At 56.9% G+C, this 18,984-nt stretch carries 14 protein-coding genes; 10 read left to right on the top strand and 4 right to left on the bottom strand.

The genetic code is table 11. The features are described 5' to 3' along the window. Positions 1-11: 11 nt before the first annotated feature. The 10 genes from ACHUEV_RS16135 (at position 12) to ACHUEV_RS16180 (ending at position 13,794) form a co-directional block, all read left to right on the top strand. Positions 12-947: an amidohydrolase family protein gene (locus ACHUEV_RS16135; RefSeq protein ID WP_394181675.1), complete on the top strand. Its 936-nt coding sequence runs from the start codon at positions 12-14 to the stop codon at positions 945-947. Beyond that, entirely contained in the window at positions 940-2,856 is a 1,917-nt protein-coding gene (locus tag ACHUEV_RS16140) for a TRAP transporter permease (RefSeq protein ID WP_394181677.1), read from the top strand. The genes ACHUEV_RS16135 and ACHUEV_RS16140 overlap by 8 nt, the downstream gene beginning before the upstream one ends. Positions 2,857-2,885: 29 nt before the next feature. Next, a complete protein-coding gene (locus tag ACHUEV_RS16145) occupies positions 2,886-3,851 on the top strand; it encodes a TAXI family TRAP transporter solute-binding subunit (protein ID WP_394181678.1) in 966 nt (321 codons plus the stop codon). 69 nt (positions 3,852-3,920) lie between these two features. Beyond that, complete coding sequence (locus tag ACHUEV_RS16150) at positions 3,921-4,583, top strand: dienelactone hydrolase family protein (RefSeq protein ID WP_394181680.1); 663 nt, start codon at positions 3,921-3,923, stop codon at positions 4,581-4,583. A 262-nt stretch (positions 4,584-4,845) separates the two neighbouring features. After that, the gene (gene speA, locus ACHUEV_RS16155) at positions 4,846-6,741 is read left to right on the top strand and encodes a biosynthetic arginine decarboxylase (RefSeq protein WP_394181682.1); all 1,896 of its coding nucleotides are present in this window, start codon (positions 4,846-4,848) and stop codon (positions 6,739-6,741) included. Beyond that, positions 6,742-7,968, top strand: coding sequence for a saccharopine dehydrogenase family protein (locus tag ACHUEV_RS16160; RefSeq protein WP_243394544.1), 1,227 nt, complete (start codon positions 6,742-6,744; stop codon positions 7,966-7,968). A gap of 7 nt (positions 7,969-7,975) precedes the next feature. After that, the gene (nspC, locus tag ACHUEV_RS16165) at positions 7,976-9,148 is read left to right on the top strand and encodes a carboxynorspermidine decarboxylase (RefSeq protein WP_394181753.1); all 1,173 of its coding nucleotides are present in this window, start codon (positions 7,976-7,978) and stop codon (positions 9,146-9,148) included. Then, a complete protein-coding gene (speB, locus tag ACHUEV_RS16170) occupies positions 9,145-9,999 on the top strand; it encodes an agmatinase (RefSeq protein WP_394181684.1) in 855 nt (284 codons plus the stop codon). Before nspC ends, speB begins: the two co-directional genes overlap by 4 nt. A 166-nt stretch (positions 10,000-10,165) precedes the next feature. After that, positions 10,166-12,001, top strand: a complete 1,836-nt coding sequence (locus ACHUEV_RS16175) for an ABC transporter ATP-binding protein (RefSeq protein ID WP_394181686.1) — start codon at positions 10,166-10,168, stop codon at positions 11,999-12,001. Continuing rightward, on the top strand, positions 12,001-13,794 hold the full coding sequence (locus tag ACHUEV_RS16180) for an ABC transporter ATP-binding protein (protein ID WP_394181688.1): 1,794 nt from the start codon (positions 12,001-12,003) through the stop codon (positions 13,792-13,794). The genes ACHUEV_RS16175 and ACHUEV_RS16180 overlap by 1 nt, the downstream gene beginning before the upstream one ends. Here the strand turns inward: ACHUEV_RS16180 and ACHUEV_RS16185 are convergent, their stop codons facing one another. The 4 genes from ACHUEV_RS16185 to ACHUEV_RS16200 all read right to left on the bottom strand — a co-directional run bounded on the left by ACHUEV_RS16185 (position 13,795) and on the right by ACHUEV_RS16200 (position 18,982). Next, entirely contained in the window at positions 13,795-14,613 is an 819-nt protein-coding gene (locus ACHUEV_RS16185; protein WP_394181755.1) for an ABC transporter ATP-binding protein, read from the bottom strand. Positions 14,614-14,656: 43 nt separating this feature from the next. Continuing rightward, a complete protein-coding gene (locus ACHUEV_RS16190; RefSeq protein ID WP_394181690.1) occupies positions 14,657-16,804 on the bottom strand; it encodes a condensation domain-containing protein in 2,148 nt (715 codons plus the stop codon). 121 nt (positions 16,805-16,925) lie between these two features. Further along, positions 16,926-17,975, bottom strand: coding sequence for a FecCD family ABC transporter permease (locus tag ACHUEV_RS16195; protein WP_394181692.1), 1,050 nt, complete (start codon positions 17,973-17,975; stop codon positions 16,926-16,928). Continuing rightward, complete coding sequence (locus ACHUEV_RS16200; protein ID WP_394181694.1) at positions 17,972-18,982, bottom strand: FecCD family ABC transporter permease; 1,011 nt, start codon at positions 18,980-18,982, stop codon at positions 17,972-17,974. Before ACHUEV_RS16200 ends, ACHUEV_RS16195 begins: the two co-directional genes overlap by 4 nt. Positions 18,983-18,984 lie beyond the last annotated feature (2 nt).

Genomic DNA, 18,984 nt, shown 5'->3' on the forward strand with positions numbered 1-18,984 from the left:
GGATTATTCTAATGGCGAAATTGAACGCAGCAAAAAGCATGGGCGATGGCCTGTCGGGGCCTGCCCCTGATTACCTATCGTTTCATCCTGCCCCATCGCGTCCGGCGTTCCGCTCGCCAGAGGGTGCAGTTGACGCGCATTGCCATGTTTTTGGTCCTGCGGCGCAGTTCAATTTTTCGCCGGCCCGAAAATATACGCCCGTTGATGCGCCTGCTTCGCAGTTGTTTGCCTTGCGGGACCATCTGGGTTTTGCCCGTAATGTCATCGTGCAGGCAACGTGCCATGGTACTGACAACGCAGCGATGCTGGATGCGATTGCCCGATCTGAGGGTCGCGCGCGCGGCGTCGCGGTCATTGAAAAGGACACATCAGATACCGAGCTGGCCCGCCTGCACGACGGTGGTGTGCGCGGTGTGCGTTTCAATTTTTTGAAGCGCCTTGTCGGTGACGCGCCCAAGGATGACTATATTCGCGTTGCTGCCCGTGCCGCCGAGATGGGTTGGCACATTGTTGTTTATTTTGAATCTGATGAATTGGCCGATCTCGCGCCTTTCATAACTTCGCTGCCCGGCACCATCGTGATTGACCATATGGGCCGCCCTGACATTGCGAATGGGTTGGAAGACCCTGGCTTTGCCCGTGTTCGCGGTTTGATGGATCGTGATGATCGGTTTTGGATTAAGGTGTCCTGCCCGGAACGCCTAACTGTTGCGGGGCCGCCTTATGGTGATGTCGTGCCGTTTGGTCGCAAATTGGTCGCGGACTATCCCGACCGTGTGCTTTGGGGGACAGATTGGCCGCATCCGAATATGCGTTCGCATATGCCTGATGACGGAGCGCTCGTGGATATGATCCCGCAGATCGCGCCCACCGCTGAGCAGCAGCGCAAGCTGTTGGTCGACAATCCGATGCGCCTGTACTGGCCAGAGGAGCAGGCAAATGACTGAGCCAGTAACCCAAGCCGTTTGGTCACGCCGTGCAATTGCAGTTCTTGCGACGACTATGTGTGCGGTTTGCATTCTGTGGAACATTGAGGCCCATACCCGCCTTGGCTTTGCCGTGCTACGGCAGCAATACATGGCGTTGCAGCTTGGTCTTGCGCTAACGATTGCGTTTCTTAGCTATGATTTTCGGGGTAATGTCGCCCGGGCACCGCATATCATTAACCTTGTGATTGCCGTGATCTGTTTGGCGACGCTGCTATATGCCGCCGCCAATTTTGTTTGGTTGCTGCAAGAGCAGTTTTATCGTCCTTGGCAGATCACCGTTGTTGGCACCGTTGTGGTGCTGGGCGTGATGGAAGGCGTGCGCCGCCGTGCGGGGTGGATGCTGTTTTCGATTGTGACGGTGTTCTTGATCTACGCACTGTTTGCGGATCGTATTCCCGGTCGGCTTGTTGGGCGAGGGATGTCGCCGGTGCGTTTGGTCGACTACGTGGGCTTTGACAGTTCAGCGGTGTTTTCGTCACCGCTAGCGGTGGGTACGATCACCGTTTTGCTTTTCGTTTTCTTTGGACAGTTGTTGTTTGCTGCAGGGGGCGGGGCGTTCTTTACCGACCTTGCCATGGCGGCAACAGGCCGGGCACGTGGCGGTAGCGCAAAGATCGCGGTTGTTGGGTCGGCGCTGTTTGGCTCCATCTCGGGTTCAGCCGTTTCGAACGTTGCCACAACAGGGGTCATCACCATCCCGATGATGCAGCGCGGTGGTTATTCCAAAGAAGACGCTGGCGCGATCGAGGCAGTTGCATCCACAGGTGGTCAGTTAACCCCGCCGATTATGGGTGCCGCTGCGTTCTTGATGGCAGAGTTCCTTGATATTCCTTACACAACGGTTGCTGCTGCTGCGTTGATCCCGGCGCTTTTGTATTATCTTGGCGTTTTCACGCAGGTTGATCTTATCGCTGCGCGCGACGGGATCGAGGCACCAGAAGACGCTGATCTTACCGTGCGCAAAGTACTTGCCGCTGGTTGGCATTTTCTGATCCCCTTTGCGGTACTGCTTTATGCGTTGTTTGTGATGCGGCTGGACCCAGAGGATTCTGCGCTGCTTGCATCGCTGGCGATTGTGGCTGTGGGGGGCATCCGAGGATATAAGGGCACGCGCCTTACGCTGGCTACTTTTGGTCAGGTCTTTGTGAAAACCGGAACGTCGATGGTGGATCTGATCCTTGTGGTCGCGGCTGCTGGATTTGTCATCGGGGTGCTGAACGTCACCGGGCTAGGCTTTGCGCTGACGCTGGTGTTGGTGGATTCCGTGGGATCCAGCCTGTTCCTGTTGCTGCTGATTTCAGCGGTCGTTTGCATCATCCTTGGGATGGGGATGCCGACGTCTGGGGTCTATGTGTTGCTTGCCAGCCTTGTCGCGCCGTCATTGGTGCAGGCCGGCGTGACCCCAATCGCGGCGCATTTGTTCATCCTATATTTTGGCATGATGTCGATGATCACCCCGCCCGTGGCACTTGCGGCATTTGCTGCGGCGACCATTTCGGGGGCAGGGGCCTTTGCTACTGGTGCCGCGGCGATGCGGATCGGTTGGGCCGCGTTCATCTTGCCATTCGCATTTGTTGCAACACCCGCGCTGTTGTTTGAGGGCACAGCACAAGAGGTGATCACCGCAACCGCCCTAACCGCTATCGGTGTAACCGGGGTGACAATCGGCATCGTTGGTTTTTGGGGGCAGAAACTGGGCAACCTGATGCGCGTCGCCTTTGGTGGGCTGGGGGCGTTGGCGCTGCCGCTTGGGTTCATCACGATTTCAATCTTGATCCACTTTGCCGCAGCGGCGGCGCTGCTGGGGCTAGGTGCCTTGTTCATGCTGAAAGGTGGAAAGACGCAAAACAGCAGCCAACCGACATAAGACATTAACAATCCATGGGAGGATACGAAATGAAACGACTTACTTTTGCAGGCATCGGCCTAAGCGCGATGATGCTGGCCAGTGCCGCGACAGCGCAGGTTGTGTCGATGGCAACCGGGGCGCAGGGGTCTTTGGCCTATAACTCTGGTCAGGCCGTTGCAGTTGTCGCAAACGACAATGGCATTACCGTGCGCACGCAGCCATTGGTGGGCTATATGCCTTTGCTCAATTCGGGCGAGATCGACTTTGGTTATTCTAACGGCGCCGAGGCAAGCTTTGCCCTGACGGGCACTGGCAACTTTAGCCGCGAGCACCCGAATGTGCGTCTGGTTGGGGAAATGTTTGGTCTGACCACGGGTATTATGGCGGCTTGTGATCTAGGGCTGAAATCCGTTGCTGACCTGAAGGGGCGCAATGATTTGCGCATCGCATCAGAATACACATCATCCACGATCATTCCGTTCTACATCAAGGGTGCCTTGGCGACTGGCGGTCTGGGTTATGACGATTTCGAACAGGTGCCAGTGTCCAGCTTTGTTGCGGGCATCAATGCGTTGGGTGACGGGCTTGTCGATCTTGCGCTGGTTAGTCTGAATGCTGGCGCTGGTCAGCAAGCAGCCGTCCAACTGAAAAGCCGCGGTGGTCTGTGCTATGTATCGATGGAAAGCGGCGATGAGGCAGCGGCGGCCCTAGCCGAGGTTCTGCCAAGCGGCACAATCGCGACGCTGCCACAAAACGAAAACATCAATGGCCTGCAAGACTGGGGTGCAAATTTTGTCAGCATACCTTGGATGCTACTCACCAACGCCGATGCGGACGACGACATGGTTTATGAACTGGTCAAAGTCATCCACGCCAACAAAGAAGCACTTGGCCAATCATTTGGCGCATTCAACCGTGCGAACTTTGATGCCATGGCCCCGGCAAGTGTGACGCCATACCACCCCGGCGCTATCCGCTTTTACGAAGAAGCTGGCGTTCCGGTCGGCGAGTAATCGCAAACGACCTGTCCCGGATAGCTGGGGCAGGTCACGGCACTTCATTTCTATAAGGATTATCAAACCATGATGACGACACTTACGGCCGAGGATGGCCATACGCTTGATTGCTGGATGGCCGAGGCACAGGGCACGCGCCGGGGCGGTATCGTGATCTTGCAGGAAATCTTTGGCATTACCGACCAGCTAAAGGGCGTCGCGGACCGCTATGCCAAGCTGGGCTATGACGTTGCCATCCCAGCGCTGTTTGATCGTCAACAAAAGGGCGCGGTTATTCCATTTGCCGAAGCTCTGCGCGGTCGCGATCTGATGCTTGCTGCGGAACTTGATACGACAATGAAAGACGTCGATGCTGCCGTGCAGGCGCTGAAGGTGAAGGGCGGTAAAGTTGGCGTAATTGGTTTTTGCTGGGGCGGTGGTCTGGCCATTCGCGCGGCGCAAATCCTTGATGTCGCGGCTTCGGTCGCTTTCTACGGCACGCGCCTGCCTAGCTATCAAATCGCCCCGCTTCAGGTGCCGGTCCAAGGGCACTGGGGCGCCGACGATAGCCACGTCCCCGCTGAAATGCTTGACGCTGCCCGCGCATATTTTCCGCAAATGGAAGTGCACAGCTACGAAGGCGCTGGCCACGCCTTTGCCAACGACGCAAGACCAGCCGACTACGACCATGACGCAGCCGAACAAGCCCACAAACGTACACAGGATTTCTTGGCGCAGCATCTTGGCTGACATAGCAACAGAACCAAGGCCGTTATTCGGCCTTGGTTTTATTTCGGCAATTTCCTCGCGGGGGACGGCCAATTACCGATCCAAAGATGGTTGCATCTTATTTGGCATGGCTCTATGCATTCGGACAACCGCCCGGTTGGTAAACTGATACCTGTATCGCATGTTACCTACCTAGCTATTCATCAATAGCGGGCAGCAATATGACCTTAGATAAAATATACGTCACATTGATGCCGTCTGATTACAAAAATACGGTGCATCCATGAGAGACGTTAAGCACGAAGTTACTGACATTTATGGTGTTTCTTCTTGGTCGGATGGCTTGGTCGATGTTGCTGATAGCGGCGATTTGGCGCTGCGTAATCCGCATGACGACAGCCCGCCGGTATCATTGCCAGAGGTGATGAACGCACTAACGCAGCGCGGAATTTCGGCACCGATTTTGTTGCGCGTTCAGCCCTATTTGGACCGTGCGCTAGACCGCCTTCATACCGCTTTTGACTCTGCATTTCGCGAGGTGAACTACAAAGGCAAGTATCGCGGCGTTTTCCCGATCAAGGTGAACCAGCAGTCCGATGTTGTAGAGCGTCTGACTGAAGTTGGGCGTCAGTATCACTTTGGCCTTGAGGTCGGTTCAAAGCCCGAGCTGTTGATCGCCTTGTCGCAAACCATGTCGCCGGATGCATTGTTGATTTGTAACGGGGCAAAGGATGCGGGTTTTATGCATCTTGCGATCTTGTCGCAGAAGCTGGGCTTTAACACGATCATCGTGCTGGAAAGCCTGCACGAGTTTGAAACTGTGTACCGGATTGCGTCTGAATTGGATGTGCGCCCGACGCTGGGCGTGCGGATTAAGCTGACTGAAACCGTGACCGGCAAATGGCAGGCGTCATCGGGTGACCGTTCTGTGTTTGGCCTAAGCGCGCTGGATGTGGTCAAGCTAACCGCGCGTTTGGAAGAAACCGGATTGATGGATTGTCTGGTGTTGCAGCACACCCATTTGGGGTCGCAAGTGCCCAACATCATGGATGTCCGCCGTGCCGCGACCGAGGCCTGCCGTTTTTACGTTGAACTGACCCGCTTGGGTGCGCCGCTTTCTTATATGGATTTGGGCGGCGGTTTGGGCGTTGATTATACCGGTGAACGCCGCCCTGATGAGAATTCGGTCAATTACACCGTGAACGAATACTGCACGAACCTTGTGGAAACCGTCGCTTATGCAATGGACGAAGCGGGCATTGATCACCCAACAATCGTGACCGAAAGCGGGCGCTTTGTCGTCGCGCAGTCGGCGATCTTTGTGTTCAATATCTTGGGCGCGACGCTATACGACAATTCGGAAAAGCCCGAGGTCCACGAAGGTGATCACCACCTGCTAAGCGATCTATTGGCGGTTGAAGGCTATATCGCGGGCGCGCGCCTGCAAGAGGCGTTGAACGACGCGATTTATTATCGTGATGAAATCCGTGCGTTGTTCCGGCGTGGTCAGATCGACCTGCAGCTTTTGGCGCGTGCAGAGCAGGCTTTCCTATATCTGCTGTCGCGTTTCAAGACTGCGGCAAAGCTGGAAGATAGTGCAGGCCAGATTGATGAACAGCTGACTGGGTTTGTTGACTACTACCACGGCAATTTCTCGTTGTTCCAATCGCTGCCTGACGTTTGGGCGATTGACCAATTGCATCCGATCATGCCGCTACAGCGCCTGAACGAAGAACCGACGCGTAGCGCTGTTTTGACCGATATTACCTGTGATAGTGACGGTAAAATTGATCAGTTTGTGCTGGCTGATGGTGTTTCCGGCGCGCTGCCTGTGCACGAGCTGCGCAAGGACGAGGATTACTATATCGGCGTGTTTTTCGTGGGTGCGTATCAGGAAACCTTGGGCGATTTGCACAATCTGTTTGGTGACCCGAATGTGGTAACCATTTCGCTTGATGGCGAAGGCGGCTTTGACATCGAACACGAAGTCGAAGGCGACACCATCTCGCAGGTGTTGTCCTTTGTGGAATACGACCCCCAAGACTGTCTTGCCACGTTCCGCAAGACGGTAGAAAAGGCCGTGAAAGCGGGCAAGGTGAATGCCGCGGAACGGCGTACGATGATGGCAGCTTATAAAGATAGTCTTGCAGGTTCGACCTACTTTGGCACGGACGGCTGAATGAAAATGAAGGATCAAAACATGGAAAAAGTTCTGGTTGTAGGGGCCGGTGGCGTTGGTGCCGTGGCAGTCGTTAAGATGGCGATGCACCCCGAGATATTCAAAGAGATCACATTGGCCAGCCGCACGGTTTCAAAGTGCGATGATATTGCGGCAAACGTTAAGACCCGTACTGGTGTGACGATCAAGACTGCCGCACTGGATGCGATGGACGTTGCCGCCACGGTTGCGCTGATCAAGGAAACTGGTGCTGAGCTGGTGGTGAACCTTGCGTTGCCTTATCAGGATTTGGCGTTGATGGATGCCTGCCTTGAGGCGGGCGTGCATTATCTGGATACCGCCAACTATGAACCCGAAGACGAGGCCAAGTTCGAATATCACTGGCAGTGGGCCTATCAGGAACGCTTTGAAAAGGCGGGTTTGACGGCTGTTCTGGGGTCTGGTTTTGATCCGGGTGTTACATCGATTTTTGCGACATGGATTCGTAAACACAAGCTGGACGGCATTCGCCTGATCGACGTTTTGGATTGTAACGGTGGCGATAATGGCAAGCCATTTGCGACCAACTTTAACCCAGAGATCAACATCCGCGAAGTGACCGCAACTGCGCGTCACTGGGAAAACGGTGATTGGGTCGAAACACCGCCAATGTCGCATAAGGTTGCGTTCGATTTCCCTGCTGTGGGCGAAAAGAACATGTACCTGATGTATCACGAAGAACTGGAAAGCATGAAAACGCACTTCCCCGAGATCGAGCGGGCGCGTTTCTGGATGACCTTCGGTGATGCCTACATCAACCACGTCACTGTTCTGCAAAACATCGGCATGACCAGCATCGAACCTGTGACCTATGAAGGCCACGAGATCATCCCGCTTCAGTTCCTAAAGGCCGTGCTGCCAGACCCAAGCGATTTGGGTGCGTTGACCAAAGGGAAAACCTGTATTGGTGACATCATCACAGGTCCTGCGGGCGACAGCGAAAAGACCTATTACATCTACAACATCTGCGATCACGAAGAATGCTTTGCAGAGGTCGGCAGCCAAGCCGTTGCATACACCACTGGTGTACCTGCGATGATTGGTGCGGCGATGATGATGAAAGGTATTTGGCTGGAACCGGGTGTTTGGAACACTGAACAGCTGGACCCAGACGCATTCATGGACATGCTGAACACCGATGGTCTGCCTTGGCAGGTGGTCGAGCTTGACGGGCATCCAGAGTTCTAAGCGGACGATGGATATCGAAGAACTCTCCCGCACGAGCTTTGCGCGGTTTGACCTGAACCGTGTGCCTTCGCCATGCTTTGTCGTGGACGAAGTCGCGATCGAACGTAACCTGAGCATCTTGGCCGATGTGGCCAAGCAATCAGGTGCGCATGTTCTATTGGCGCTCAAGGCGTTTTCGATGTTTGCGACGGCGCCTTTGGTCAACAAATACCTGTCGGGTGTTTGCGCGTCGGGTCTTTATGAGGCCCGGCTAGGCCGCGAAAAATATGCGGGTGAGGTCACCACCTATTGCGCCGGGTTCAAGGCGGATGATCTGGATGAAATCATCCATCTGTCCGATCACCTGATCTTTAACACACCAAGCCAGCATCAGCGTTTCGCCAGCCAGGTACAAGCGGCCCGGGACGCGGGCGAAACCATTAGCCTTGGTCTGCGTATCAACCCGGAACATTCCGAAGGGTGGAACCCAAAATACGATCCGGCCGCGCAATGTTCGCGGCTCGGTACGCCGATATCAAAGGTCAGCGCGGCTGATCTGATTGGCATCGACGGGCTGCATATGCACACACTGTGCGAACAGGGTTTTGAACCTCTCAAGCGGACTTGGGATGCGGTTGAAGACCGTCTTGGGCCGTGGCTGAAGAACATGAAGTGGCTGAACCTTGGTGGCGGGCATCACATCACCAAGTCTGATTATGATCGCGCGGGATTGATCGCGCTGATCCAGCACATCAAAGAAACCTACGGCGTCGCCGTATATCTGGAACCGGGCGAGGCCTGCGCGCTGCATGCAGGCATCTTGGTCGGCGAAGTGTTGGATGTTGCCGAAAACGATATGCCGCTGGCGATCACGGATATCTCGGCGACATGCCATATGCCGGACGTGATCGAAGCGCCTTATCGTCCTGATCTATTGGGTGAGGTTACTGAGGGCACGACCTATCGTTTGGGCGGGCCATCGTGTTTGGCGGGTGACGTGATCGGTGACTACACCCCAGCACAGGAATTGGCACCGGGCGACCGCATCGCGTTTTTGGATCAGGCGCATTATTCGATGGTGAAAACCAATACGTTTAACGGGGTTCCTTTGCCTGCGATTGCGCTTTGGAATTCTGACACTGATGACCTGCGGATGATCCGCGAATTTACCTACGAAGATTTCTTGGAGCGCTTGTCATGACTTATTTTCTTGAAGGCGAACTATCAGGTCGCGAACGCGATCCGCAGTCGGCCAAGTTTCGGGTGATCCCCGTGCCGTTAGAGCGCACCGTGTCTTACGGGGCAGGGACGGCGGGCGGCCCTGATGCAATCCTTGAGGCCAGCGTTGAGCTAGAGCGCCTGTTTCGCAATTCCGAACCCTGTGCGCAGGGTATCGCGACCGAAGATTTTGTGGATTGTTCCGGTCCATTGCCCGAAGTCATGGAACGGATTGCCGCCCGCACCGAAGGCGCCGTAAAGGCAGGCGCTGTTCCTGTCACCTTGGGTGGCGAACATGCGCTTTCCTATGGTGCGGTGCGCGGTGTGGTGCGCGGCTTGGGCCGCGATGTTGGTATTGTCCAGATCGACGCCCACGCTGATTTGCGGCTTGCCTATCAAGATGAACGCCATTCGCATGCATCGGTCATGCAATTGCTGGCTGAAGAAGACGGCATTCGCATTGCCCAGTTCGGCGTCCGGGCGCTTTGCACCGAAGAGGCCACGCGCCGTACCGATTGCGGTGTCTTTTATCGCGATGCCGAAGAATTGGTGACGCAAAACATTAGCGCGGTCGATCTGCCCGATGATTTTCCCCACGACGTCTATGTCAGCTTTGACGTTGATGGGTTGGATCCGTCGATCTTGCCAGCGACGGGGACGCCCGTGCCGGGTGGACTGGGGTACTATCAGGCGCTGAACCTTGTCCGTCATGCCCTAAAGGGGCGTCGTTTGGTTGGGTTTGATGTGGTTGAACTGGCCCCCCATGACGACAGCACCGTGTCCGATTTCACGACAGCGCAGATCACCTATGCCATCATGGAAATGGCTGATTAACCAACATTAATCAGTTTCTGAGCGATCAAAGAAATTGCGTCCGACTGACCTCGGGCGCTTGTAGTCGTGGTGCGCGGTTGTTATCGTCCGCCTCGATCAGCCAAGCTGCTGCGGCACCGCCGAAAGCCTAGCCAACAGTCCCGCATAAAGCATGAAGAGGCAGGCAATGGCGATCAAAGAGCCGCGCGCAGAACAAACCCCGAAACCAAAACGCGTTTCGCCCTGGCGCATTCTTACCCCGGTCAAGACACAGATTAATCTGGCGATGGCGATTTCAGCCAGTTCGGCGCTGTTTGGTTTGGCCGTGATGCTGCAACTGATGATGGTTGTGCAACGCCTGATCGAAGACCCAACCACGGTTCCGTGGCTTTGGTTTGCGGGTGCTGCAATCTGCACAGTCGGTGCCTATGTCGCCCGGCTGGGCGCGTTCAATCAGGCGCATTATGCGGCGTTTCGGTTGGAACGAGTACTGCGCACTGGTTTGGCAGAGCGTCTGGCGCGGGTGTCGCTTGGCTATGTCGAAACCCAAGGTGCGGGTGCGCTGGCCAAGGTGATCCATGACGATGTGAAGGCGCTGCATGTTTTTGTGGCCGATAGTACGCCGCTTTATGCGCGTGCTTATGTGACACCGGTCGTGACGCTAGCACTGTTGATTGCGTTGGATTGGCGGCTGGCCCTTGTGACCTTGATCGTCCTCGGGTTTGGCTATGGCATCTTGAACGGCGCACAAAAACGCCGCCGTGACATGGTGCGCAAATATAACGCCGCACGTGAACAGGTCAGCGCGGCGGTCGTCGAATACGTGCAGGCCATGCCTGTTGTGCGCAACTTTGACAGCGGCAAGATGAGCTTTGGCCGCTATCAGAATGCGTTGGACGGCTATCTGACGGTGATGTTGGATTGGTACCGCGCGGCTGGATTTCCGGCGCGGTTCTCTTGGCTTGTGCTTAGCCCGATGCCAACGCTGACCTTGGTGTTGGGTACAGGGCTTTGGCTGACATCAGCGGGTGATTTATCTGTATCGCGGTGGCTTGGCGTGCTGCTGATCTGTACCGGCATGGCCGAAGCGATGATGCCGATGATGATGCTGCGCCACATGATCGAGAAAGTATCGCTGAGCGTTGCGCGTATCGAAGAAGTAATGACTGCGCCCGAACTGGGGCAGGGCGCAAAGGCGCCATCGGAAACGCCGCTAACCTTGGACCCAACAGCGCCAGCGTTGCAGTTTGAAAACGTGACCTTTTCCTATGGTCCTGATTTGGACCCCGCGCTGCGCGATATCAGCTTTTCAGTTGCCGAAGGTAGCGTTACCGCTTTGGTCGGGCCATCGGGTGCAGGCAAGACAACAGTCGCGCGTCTGATCCCACGATTTTGGGATGTGACATCGGGTGCGATTTCTTTGGGCGGTCATGATATCCGCGACATGGGCCCTGATCAGTTGATGGAACAAGTCGCGTTCGTGTTTCAGGAAAGCTTTCTATTTGCTGAGTCGATCGCCGCAAACATTCGCATCGGTAAGCCGGACGCGAGTGACGAAGACGTAATTGCCGCTGCGACTGCTGCGCAGGCACATGGTTTCATCAGTGATCTACCCCAAGGATACGACACGCCCGTCGGTGAACGGGGCGTGTTCTTGTCCGGGGGACAACGGCAGCGGATCGCGATTGCGCGGGCACTTTTGCAAAGCCGTCCCATTCTGGTGCTGGACGAGGCGACAGCCTTTGCCGACCCCGAAAACGAGGCCGAGCTGATCGCCGCCCTGTCCGAGCTGATGCGCGGGCGGACTGTCATCATGGTGGCGCACCGTTTGGCGACGATCCGCGACGCCGATCAAATCTTGGTCTTTGATCGCGGGCAGATTGCCGAACGTGGCGAGCATGATGATTTGGTCGCGCAGGGCGGGGTCTATGCGCGCCTATGGAACAATTATGAACAGGCGCAAAACTGGTCGCTGGGCGGTGCACGCACCCCCGAAGCACCCGTGATCGAGATGGTGAAATGATGCAAAAAGCCGCAAATGTACCGCCGCGTAAAACAAGCGCGAGTTCCTTTTTCACGACCTTCCGTCAGCTAGCCGATAGCGTCGGACCAGAGGCCGCGCCGGGCCTGCGTTGGTCATTGGCTGGATTGATCGCTGCCGCAGCTTTTCAGGGCTTCGGCCTAGCCGCGATTGCGCCGCTGTTCACTGCCGCCGCGACTGATCCGGACCTAAGCCGGGCGTTGGTTTGGTTTGGCGTGATGATCGCCCTGATGGGCACGGCTTCGGGTTTGCGCTGGTTTGCCCAAGGGTTTGATTTCGACGGCCGCATGGTGCGTGCGACATGGCGATTGCGGGGCCAGTTGGGCGCGAAATTGCGCGAAATCCCGTTAGAGCAATTACAGAACAAACGCGCCGGAGAGTTGAACTCGATGGTTCTTGGCAACGTCGATGAGAACCTGCTTTATGCGCTGACGGTGCTTAATCTGGTGTTCACTGCGATTGTTACGCCACTGTGTGCCGCGCTTGGCATCGTGATGTTTGACTGGCGGCTGGGTCTGCTGTTGCTGATGATTTTCCCGGCCATCGTGCCGCTTTATCGTTGGCGCAGGCCCGCGCTGGGGCGCGGCAAACGTATTTTGGGCCAAGCCCACCAAGAAGCGAGCGCCGACGTGTTGGAATATACGCAGGGGCTTCCGATTTTGCGGGCCGCTGGTCGCGCTGGCGAAAAGGCCGAGAAGCTTTCCCAGACATTCCATAAACTGGAATCGATTCAGGCGTTCGGCCACCGCAAGGGCGCAAAGCCGAACATCATCGTAGCAAGCGTTGTTGAGCTTGGCTTAGTTGCAGTTTTGGGCCTTGGCGTTTGGCTGGTCGTTGCCGGAAGCCTGCATCCCGCAACGCTGGGTGCTGTCTTTGTGATTGTGGTGCGCCTGTCAGAACCACTGTCCACGTTTATCCTATACACCGCGATGCTAGAGGTGATGGAAGCCGCGCTTGAACGCATCGGCGCGTTGATGGCAACCAAGCCTTTGCCGCAAACCGAACCAGCGCAGGTGCCCACGGAATTCGGGATCCAGTTTAAGGATGTCGATTTCACATATGCGCAGGGCGATGGTCAGGCGATCAGCAGCTTTAACGCCGATCTGCCCGAACGGTCGTTGACCGCGCTTGTAGGTCCATCGGGCTGTGGCAAGACGACTCTGACCCGCCTTTTGCTACGGCATTTCGATCCACAGAATGGTGCAGTGACAATTGGCGGCGTTGATCTGCGGCAAATCCCTGCGGATCGCATCAATGGTCTGATTTCTGTCGTGTTTCAGGATGTGTACCTGTTCAACGACACGGTTCTTGCCAACATCCGCATGGGTCGCCCCGAGGCAAAAGACGAAGAAGTCCGCGCCGCTGCCAAGGCCGCGCAATGTTTGGATTTCATCGAACGCTTGCCACAGGGCTGGCAGACCCCGTTGGGCGAAATTGGTGGGCGTTTGTCTGGTGGTGAACGTCAGCGGATTTCAATCGCGCGTGCGCTGTTGAAAGATGCCCCGATTATTGTTTTGGATGAACCAACTGCGGCGCTTGATACCGAAAGCGAACTGGCCGTGCAGCGTGCGCTGGATGCGTTGGTATCACAAAAGACCGTGATCGTGATTGCCCATCGCCTGTCTACCATTGTTGGTGCAGACCAAATTCTGGTGATCGAAGACGGTACCCTTATGCAAGCAGGAAAGCATGCCGATTTGCTGGCCAAAGGCGGCCGCTATGCCCGGATGTGGGCGGCGCAGGGTGCGGTCAAAAAGTGGTCAGTCGCGAGCTAATCAACGCGGTACGATCATCGGCGTATGGCTGATGGGATCGTCGATGATGATCCCATCCAGCCCAAACACCTGCTGGAGCAAATCTGGCGTCATCAGCGCCTTTGGCGTGCCTTCGGCCACGATTTTGCCAGCGGTCATCACCACCAGATGATCGGCGTAGCGGCAGGCCTGATTAAGGTCATGCAGCACGGCCACAATCGTGCGCCCCCGTTCACGGTTCAACTGGCGCAGCAGCGAAAGCAGTTCAAGCTGGTGCGCGATATCAAGATATGTTGTCGGCTCGTCCAGCAGCAAGATTGGTGTTTCTTGGGCAAGGACAAGTGCGATCCAGACGCGTTGGCGTTGGCCACCAGAGAGCGCTTCGACGTCGTGATGTGCCAAATCGGCGACACCGGCGGCGTCCATTGCCATGGCGACGATACGTTCATCTTCCGCGCTTTGCTGGCGGAACGGGCCCTGATGTGGGTAGCGCCCGCGCGCGACAAGATCGACGACAGTGATCCCCGGCGGGGCCTGTGCGCTTTGCGGTAACAACCCGATTTCTTGGGCGAGCTTGCGCGGGGGGAGCCGCGCGATGTCATGCCCTTCAAGAAGAACCTGACCCGCGCTTGGCGGCAGCAGATTACAAAGCCCCCGTAATAGTGTGGATTTTCCACAGCCATTCGGGCCGATAATGACGGAGAACTTGCCCTCTTCGACGCCCATCGAAATGTCGGCGCTGACCGTTTTGCCAGCATAGCTAAGCGAAAGCCCCTGCGCCTGAAGGCGCGGGGTGTTTGTGGTGGGCTGCTGGTTGGGGGCGTTATGAGAGCGTGAAATTGCGTTCAAGGTGGCCTCTGACTGGCGAATTACGGGCAAGGGATTAGGGTAAAAGCTCGGCGAGCGGACGATCTGCGGCATTGTCGCTGGCGAAGACTGCACAGCTATTTTCGACTGCTGAAATCAGTGCTTTGACATCATCGGGACCGTAATGCGCGGTGCGATAGCTCATCATTACGCGCAGGCGTTTTGCGCCCTCGATCACGTCTTCGACGACCTCGAACTGTAGGCCAAGGACCGAGTCGCTTTTCTCGGGGTCGACTTGACGGAACCGGATCGGGCCTTGGGGTCCTTCTAGTGTGCCGTTCAGTTTGTTTTGCGCGTGGATTTGAATGAAGACTTCGAACATGTGTTCGCCCAATGGGGCTTTGCCACCCGTCAGCGCATCTTCGACAAGGTCAATTGGGATTTCGCAGTAAGGCAGCGAACCATTGATCATGTCGCGGACGTTGCCGATCAACGCCCGTGGCGTCAGATGGCCGGGGGTGCGCAGCGAATGGGCGGTCACAGTGGTGAAATACCCGATGGTGTCGAAATATTCGGGGTCGGTGCGCCCTGATGCCGATGTTCCGATTGTCAGATCATCGAGGCCCGCAAGCCGTTGCAGCGCACATGAAATCGCGGCGTAAACGGTGTTGAACAATGAAGCAGAGCAATCTTTGGATAGCGCGTAAAGCGCGTCTGAAACGGGCCGATCAAGCATGATCTCGGTCCAGCCACCGTCGGCGGCATGACCATCTGTTGGCGGCTGCCAAGGTGCGGCTGTCGCGGCGCGGATTGGCTGTGGCGGTGACGCGTCTTTGAGAGCATCAACCCAGTAGTCCAACGCGTCTTGGTCAAATCCAGACGCCGCTTGTTTGTGGGCAAAGGCGTGGAATGGCGCGATTGGTTGCCCCCAGTCAGATGCGTTGCCCGCGACCCTTGCGGCATAGGCCTTGGCAAGGTCATCCATCATCAGGTTCACGGACCATTCGTCAACGACGATGTGATGGAACAGGAACGACAGTGTTTGCCCTTCGGCGTCACGCACAAAACGCAGGCGGATCGGTAGTTCACGCGCCAGGTCAAAGTCGTAACCGGCCTCTGCGCCTAGGATCGGCGCGGGGTCTTGGACCCCTTCGGACGGCCAGAACCATTGCTGTTGGTCTACCTCTGACATCGGAATGCATTCTTGTTCGACGGTGTCGCCTTCGGCGATAAACCGGCTGCGTAGGGCAGGGTGGCGTTCAAGAATATCGCGGAAGGCTGCGGCGAATATGGTTTCATCAACCGGATCAAGAAAACGCAGCACAAAGGGGATGTTGAACATTGGGCCAAACCCAAGTGCGGCGTAGATTTTCCACAATGACGCCTGCGCGTGCGACAGGGGCGTGCGTTCTGTGGTTTCATAAAGCGTCGGAAGCGGCCCCGGTTTCACCGCAGCCCAATCGTCCGCTTGCTGATCGGTGGCAGGCGTTTCGATCTTGGCGACTTTGGCCAGTGACGCAGCGGTGGCATGTGAAAACAGGTCGTTGAACCGCAGTTCGATCCCATGTTGCGACGCAAGCCGCCCGATGACGCGTGTGGCCACCAGCGAATGCCCACCGAAATCAAAGAAATCACTGTCGGCGGCCATTTCGGGTGCATCAAGCGCGAGCCGGAATTCATCGAGGATGGTTTGTGTCGTGTGATCTGTCGCTGTATCCTGAAGGGCCAGGTCAGTCGCCTGATTTTCAGCTTTCGGAGCAAGTGTCGCCAACAGCGAGTTGCTGTCTGGCAGGTCAGCCGCAATCGGGTGCCGGATCAACCCAAGATGTGTCGTGTTTTCCGCCATAATCAGCGCGAGCCCCAATGGTCCACGCGTCGCTAGATCCCAGGTCTCGGCAGCCAAATCTGTTACGACTTGTGCCACCTGTGATGCGTTTTGCGCCCAGCGGATTTGCAGGCCAGCCGTGGTTTGTGACGGACGCACCAGCAATTCACCCGTATCATCGAAATGATAGCTCCGCCCCAATTCCGGCGTATCGATCACCAATTGGACAAAAGCCGCCGCGATTGTGCCCGGCTCGGTTTCTGCAGGCAGTTGGACAAGCTGAACAGAAGGCACAAGACCGTTTTCTGTCTGCATATGTTCAAGCCATATCCGCGCTTCGTCTGGTGTCGCAGGGCGAGAACCGAACTGGTCGTCGGTATGCGGGTTATGCTTGGTCATGATGGTGTCCTGCTGGTTCCGGGGGGCGTCATTTTGGGCTGGGGACCCTTGTGCGAGGGCCCGGATCTGGCGCGTGTAAACAAGGGCAGGGCCACCATAATGTCAAGTGTTTTTGTCGGATTTACGGGGCGCCGTTCCGCAGCCGATTTCCGGCCAGTAACCAGATCAGGTAGACCCCACCAATGATCCCGGTGACTTGTCCGATTGGCATGGTCAGGTCGAAGGGCGCAACGCGTGTCAGAAGGTCCGCGCCAAGCATGAGGCACGCGCCAAACAACGTCGCCCCGATAAGCGGTTGTGTTGGTGCACGCCCCAGCCGCCGCGCAAGCTGTGGTGCTGCCAGGGCGACGAATGCGATCGGGCCGGTGGCGCTTGTCGCGAGGGCGGCGAGTATCAGCGCGCCCAGTAGCATCCAGCGGCGCACGCGTTCGACAGGCACGCCTAGTGGCCCGGCCAAATCGTCGCCCATCTCCATCATTCCGAGTGGCCGCATTCCCAAAAGCATCGGCACCATCAGCGCGATCAGCCCGAGCCATAGCGGCCAAACATGCCCCCAATCGCGCGCGTCGACGGACCCTGCCAGCCAAAGGTTCGCCGAAATCGCGACGTCTAGATCGCCCTTTACCAGCAGCAGTGCGTTGATCGCGTGCAGCACTGCACCAACGCCGATCCCTGTCAGGACAAGCCGATAGGCGCTGACTCGTCCGTCTTTGCGTGCCAGCAGGTACACGCCGACGCCAGTCAGAAGTGCGCCGGCCATTGCCGCAAGCACGACGTTGGCACCTGTACCCCCAAAGACGATAATCCAGATAAGCGCACCAGTCGCAGCGCCTGCGGTAAAACCGATGACATCAGGCGAGCCAAGCGGATTCCGTGAAATCGTTTGAAACACCGCGCCCGACGCGCCAAGTGCCGCACCTGCGCCGATTGTAACCAAAAGCCGAGGTAGGCGGATGTCGATTAGCACATGTTCGACGGCGCGCGATGGGGCATTGCCCGTGATGACTTGCCAAATCTCTTGCGTCCCGATTGGAAGCCGCCCGAGCATAAGCGCAGTAGTCGAGCCAATCACGAGCAGCCCAAACAGGATCACATTCAGCCAAAACGCGCGGCGTGCCAAAAGCAATGACCACCCCCGCCAACGCAGGACAATGTTTGGTGCAATCGTCATAGCCCGCTCATCTTTAGGCGCCGTGCCAAAGCGACGAATATCGGCCCGCCGATAAGTGCGGACATGATACCAACATCGATTTGTGCAGCGGGGTCGATCAGCCGCCCGGCCAGATCAGCGACACTGACAAGCGCCGCGCCGATCAGCATGGAAAGAAGCAGCAAAGCACGATGCGAGGGACCAGTGATATGACGTGCCAGATGTGGCGCGGCCAAACCGACAAAGCTGATTGGCCCGGCTGCGGCTGTCGCTGTCCCGCAAAGCACGACGATCACGGCGGCTGCGGCAAACCAGACACGGCGCGGATCAGCACCAAGGCTTTGACCGAAATCTTGGCCCAATGCCAGCGCATCAAGCGGCCGCGCCAAAGCGATCGCCGCAAGGCCCCCAATGAGCGTCAGCCAGATACTGGGCCACAGAACATCCCAACCGCGTCCCTGCAATGATCCGACAGCCCAATGGCGGAACTGATCGAAAACATGGGCTTCGGCGTTTAACGTGATCACGCGTGTCAGCGTCATCAGCACGATAGATAACGCCGCACCTGCCAGCACCAGCCGCACCGGATCATGTGTTTTGGTCATCCCACCCAGCAAAAATACGGCTGCGCCACCAACCCCGGCCCCAAAGATGCCCGCCCAAAGCGAGGCACCGATATTGATTTGGCCAGTCGCAGCGATCAGGCAAACAATGGCGAGCGTCGCGCCCGCTGAAATGCCCAATAGCCCCGGATCAGCCAGCGGATTGCGCGTCAGCGTTTGCATCACCCCGCCTGCGGTCCCAAGCGCTGCGCCGACGCAAAGCGCAATGATCACGCGCGGCAGACGCTGGTCACGCACCAACAGATGTGCGCCGTTCGCGGCGTCAAAGTCTAGTAGCGCGGTCAATGTTGTCGCCGGAGTGATCGCTCGTGGGCCAACAAAGAGGCTGGCGATTGCGGTCAACACAACGAATAGAATTGCACCCCAAAGCAGCAGGCGCGGCATGGGTGAAAGGGGCGGTGTCATGT

Source organism: Yoonia maritima (assembly GCF_043641945.1).
In the GTDB taxonomy this organism is placed as follows: domain Bacteria; phylum Pseudomonadota; class Alphaproteobacteria; order Rhodobacterales; family Rhodobacteraceae; genus Yoonia; species Yoonia maritima_B.